The organism is Robinsoniella sp., assembly GCF_034124845.1.
Window position 1 is genome coordinate 1 of the sequence record NZ_JAWYAJ010000315.1, and the last position, 4,550, is coordinate 4,550.

At 39.0% G+C, this 4,550-nt stretch carries 5 protein-coding genes; 1 reads left to right on the forward strand and 4 read right to left on the reverse strand.

The genetic code is table 11. The annotated features are described in order from the left end of the window. From ACH2DQ_RS15915 to ACH2DQ_RS15925, 3 genes are all read right to left on the reverse strand, one after another. A partial coding sequence (locus ACH2DQ_RS15915) for an ABC transporter ATP-binding protein (protein ID WP_395027393.1) occupies window positions 1–682 on the reverse strand: 682 nt, incomplete at its 3' end. Between the two features lie 72 nt (window positions 683–754). Continuing rightward, window positions 755–1,159 carry a DUF3021 family protein gene (locus ACH2DQ_RS15920; RefSeq protein ID WP_394911864.1) on the reverse strand — a complete coding sequence of 135 codons (405 nt, stop codon included), beginning with the start codon at window positions 1,157–1,159 and terminating at the stop codon, window positions 755–757. Window positions 1,160–1,165: 6 nt separating this feature from the next. Next, window positions 1,166–1,606, reverse strand: coding sequence for a LytTR family DNA-binding domain-containing protein (locus ACH2DQ_RS15925; protein WP_395027395.1), 441 nt, complete (start codon window positions 1,604–1,606; stop codon window positions 1,166–1,168). Window positions 1,607–1,967: 361 nt separating this feature from the next. On the opposite strand from ACH2DQ_RS15925, the gene fabV reads away from it, so the two are divergent. Then, complete coding sequence (fabV, locus tag ACH2DQ_RS15930; protein ID WP_394911867.1) at window positions 1,968–3,131, forward strand: enoyl-ACP reductase FabV; 1,164 nt, start codon at window positions 1,968–1,970, stop codon at window positions 3,129–3,131. A gap of 27 nt (window positions 3,132–3,158) precedes the next feature. On the opposite strand, the gene ACH2DQ_RS15935 is transcribed toward fabV, so the two are convergent. Continuing rightward, the gene (locus ACH2DQ_RS15935) at window positions 3,159–4,061 is read right to left on the reverse strand and encodes a tyrosine-type recombinase/integrase (RefSeq protein WP_394911868.1); all 903 of its coding nucleotides are present in this window, start codon (window positions 4,059–4,061) and stop codon (window positions 3,159–3,161) included. Window positions 4,062–4,550: the final 489 nt, after the last annotated feature.

The following is a 4,550-nucleotide window of genomic DNA, read 5'->3' on the forward strand; positions in this document are numbered from 1 at the left end:
TTTCTTCCGGTTGAATCGGATCTTTCGGATGCCGGTCCTTATATATCCGCCCATCTTTGATCGTTATGATGCGGTCTGCAGTTTCTGCAATCTGCATATTATGGGTTACAAATAACACCGTTATTCCAAATGCTCTCTGCAGACTTCGCAGAAGAGATACTACCTTTTTGCTATTGGCTTCATCCAGAGATCCGGTTGCTTCATCGCAAAAAAGTATATCAGGTTTCTTAATCACTGCCCTGGCGATGGCAACACGCTGCTGCTGTCCTCCGGATAAGTGGGCAGGAAACTTATCCAGTAGATGATCTATTTCCAAAATCTCAGTCAATTGGCGAAAATCCAATGCATCCCTCCCCTTATTGATCCCTATCTCGATATTTTCCCGAACATTCAGGTTGTTAAGCAGAAGATAATTTTGAAAAATATTTCCTGTAAATGACCGCTTCCATTCCGCAAGCTTTTCTTCCGACAGTGCCGTGATATCTTTCCCTCTGTGGCTTACTGTTCCAGAAGAAGGTGTCAGAAGCCCGGAAAGTATATTCAGCAGGGTAGATTTTCCGGATCCGCTGGGTCCAAGCAAAACGCTGAAGGTGTTCTCTTCTATCTCCAGTGTAATTCCATTTATCACCTTTTCCTTAGCAAATGTTTTCGTAATACTGTCTGCCTTTAATATGAATGACATACCCTGCCTCTTTCTATATTTAAAATTAAGATTACTATATTTCATATATTTCTATTTAAAAGCTTCTATAATTTATTTATCATTTATTCTGTTCTTTCGGAGATCTAATTGATGATTAATATAATCCACATCTGTACGCATTCGGAACATACCGATAAAGCATCCGATCGCATATACTGCAATTCCCAAAAATATCAATACCCAAAGGGGTGTACTGCTGTACCAGCCAAAAAAATACCCCGATAAAATCAAAACAACCAGCACATAACCGATTTCCACTGCGATTTCTACCATAAAATACCGGCTTTCAAATCGCTGTAATAAGACAAGACCCAGATGAATGATCATATTCGCAAGCAATGTCTGGTATACACTTACAATAAATAAAAAACGTGCATGGTAGAGTGTTGCAACAAATGCCAGCAGTACCAGTGAAAGTCCCGTAGTTGCAAGACAATTTTTCATTATACTTTTCATTTGCTGTCACCTCTCCTGTAATTTTTCCCGTATGGAAGCCACATATTTACGGGTAATATTAATCTTTTCACCATTGGTTAAAGTAGCTTCCATTCTGCTGTTCAGCAGCGGTCGAATTCCAGTCAGCACCTGCAGATTAATAATGCAGGCTTTGCTTACCTGGACAAATCCTGCATTTCCCAGCTCTTCCATCAACTGATACAAGCGTAATTCTGAGCGGTACACAGAATCATGGCAATATACAAATGTTTTTTTATCCACACTCTCTATGTAATAGATATCACCTGCATTCACCCACAATTCACTTGCATCAGAAGTACATTTTACTGTTTTATCAACTGACTCCATAAAGGCGGCAATCCGCCTGACCGTGGAATTCCATCTGGCATATTTTACGAGAACCTCTATATCTTCCCGGGACAAATCCTCTTCAAATTTTATTTTCATTATTTCCTCCAGTATAAGGTATTTTTAGCCTTTGGCAATAGTGCTGGTACTAACGTGCAAATATGGGATACCAACATGCAGTCAATTATGGCAGGAATGATAAAAATATAGTAGGTCGGTGAGGGGGATTTGTCAACAGGAAATGCAGTGGGGGTTACCGGCTTCCCATCCCCTGATAATTTCCGCGGAGCGGACTCTTTAAATATGATTTGTAATTTCATACTATCATATTTAAGAGTATTTAACTTCTATCATTTATATTCCTTGGGATTCCATATGCAAATATGTATTGGCTTTTCCCTTAGAATATGGTAGAATTTGTTTTGATATTCAAAGTATCTATTATAAGGAGGGAACTGAATTGATAATTGAACCTAAAGTTAGAGAATTTATCTGCACTACCGCTCATCCGGACGGCTGCCGTGAAAATGTAATGAAACAAATAGAATATACGAAAAAACTTGGAAGTACAACTGGGCCAAAAAAAGTCCTGATCATTGGATCTTCCACAGGTTATGGTCTGGCATCCCGGATCACCGCTGCTTATGGAAGCAATGCTTCGACCCTTGGCATTATGTTTGAAAAGCCTGCCACTCCGCCCCGCAGAACCGCTACACCTGGCTGGTATAATACAAAAGCTTTTGAAGAAATCGCACAGGCTGATGGATATTATGCGAAAACTATTAATGGGGATGCATTTTCCGAAAAAATTAAGCTGGAAACCATTGATATGATTAAAAAGGATCTGGGTAAAATTGATATGGTTGTTTACAGTCTAGCAGCTCCGCGAAGAACCACAGCTGACGGTACTGTTTACACTTCCACCCTGAAAACCGTAGAACAGGATTTTACAAATAAATCTTTGAATCTGAAAGATAATACTATATCTGAAGCCACAATTCATCCTGCATCGAAAGAAGAAGTTACGGCAACCGTTAAAGTTATGGGCGGCGAAGACTGGATGGACTGGATAAAGGCACTTTCTGATGCTGATGTTCTGGAACAAAATGCACGGACAATTGCATATTCTTACATAGGTCCAAAGCTGACCTATCCCGTATACTATAATGGAACCATCGGCATCGCAAAGAAACACCTTTATGACACTTCACTTCAGATTAACAAGCAATTCGCGGACAAAGGAATACATGCCTGTATATCCGTCAACAAAGCCCTTGTCACCCAGGCAAGTTCTGCCATCCCTATTGTGCCGCTGTACATGGCAATACTTTACAAGGTAATGAAGGACAAGAACCTGCATGAAGGATGCATTGAACAAATCAACCGGCTGTTCCGTGAAAAATTGAATCAAGGCTGCCCCATCGTTGACAATGAAGGCCGCATCCGTCTGGATGATTATGAAATGAAGGAAGATGTTCAATCCCAGGTAATGGAATATTGGGAACAGGTTAATTCTGATAATATAAACCAATTTGCGGACATGACCGGTTACTGGGACGATTTTTATCATATGTTCGGATTTCGGTTTAATGAGATTGACTATACAAAGGATGTTACACTTTAGTCTGTTTGAAAATTGATATCTGCTGTTTCAAGTTTTGGGCGGTTCAATCTTGATTTTTACAAGATCGTTTGCCGCCTTACTGAGATTGTCAGAATATACCACATTGTCATAGCGCTTTATATGCATCTGGGTGATGCCAAGCTGGTTTGCAACCTGCTCCGGCTTGGCACCATATGCAAACATAATACTGCCGCAGGTATTTCTAAGATCCCTGGCACTGTATCCCGGTACCCCCGCTTCCTCCGTGAGCTTTTTCATCATTAAATGGCAGTACTGTACATTTAATTTATTCTGTGAACGGTTATAAAAAAGATATTCACAGTCCTTTCGAACACTTAAATAATGTTCCAGAACGGCAGCTACATCTTCCGGCACAAATCGCATTTCATCACTTTCCCTTAATATCATAAATACACCATTGGGGTCAGCCACAAGGTCATTGGGTTTTAAAGCGCAGACCTCCGTAGAAGAAAGGCCCATGCGGCCGAATAAAACCAACATGGTATAGTACATAGTATTGCACTCTGCTGCTTTTAAAAGTGCATCCAAATGTTCCACTGGAACAGGGCTGACCAGCTGATCTGCAGAAACCAGCCTGATTAAATATTCATAAAAAAAATCATCAAAAGCACCAGGCGCCTGATATTTAGTCTTTTCATGGGTAATATACTCCGAGAATTTATGAATCTCCCGGATTTTTTTCCCCATTGTCGTCGCTTTCATTTTTGCATTTCTCACTTTAGACAGCAGATTCTCATAATATCGGTCAGCATCTGCCCTTGTAGTCTCCAAAAGATCTTTTCTGCAAAAATCCATATATTCATTGATATCACCGCAATAGCTGCCGCGGGATACTGCTTCCAGCCTTTTGGAAAAATCCACCCAGGCATTTTGAGTCTGACAGGATGCATATTCACTTGGTTTTCTCATAGATATGAACTCCTTTCATAATTTTATGATTACAATAATATATCATATTATTTTATCGCGTTTTCCATTAAATTGTAATAAGTTTATCATACTATCATATCAGATGCAATAAATGGAACTTTCAAAAACTTTTAAATGTAAGATGTCTACTGGCATTATTTGGTATCATATATAAAAATACTGCTCTTATTTGTAGCATAAAAAATGTGCGATATAAATTGACTATAAATTAATTAGTAACCTAATAAAAAAATATGTTGCGCTCAGTATATTATTGTGATATGATATTTGTATGAAAACATTCTAATACTGGCTGTTCAGCCAGATCATTTCCAACTGACAATTAATTAAATAAGGCATTGTTATACTTGCCGTAAGACATTATCATATATTTTTCAAAATATATTTACCCCCTCTTGCGCTGCAAAGAAAATTGCCTTAAAGTAAGAGGAGGACTGACAAACAATGGATAATTCGCCCAAAACAAAT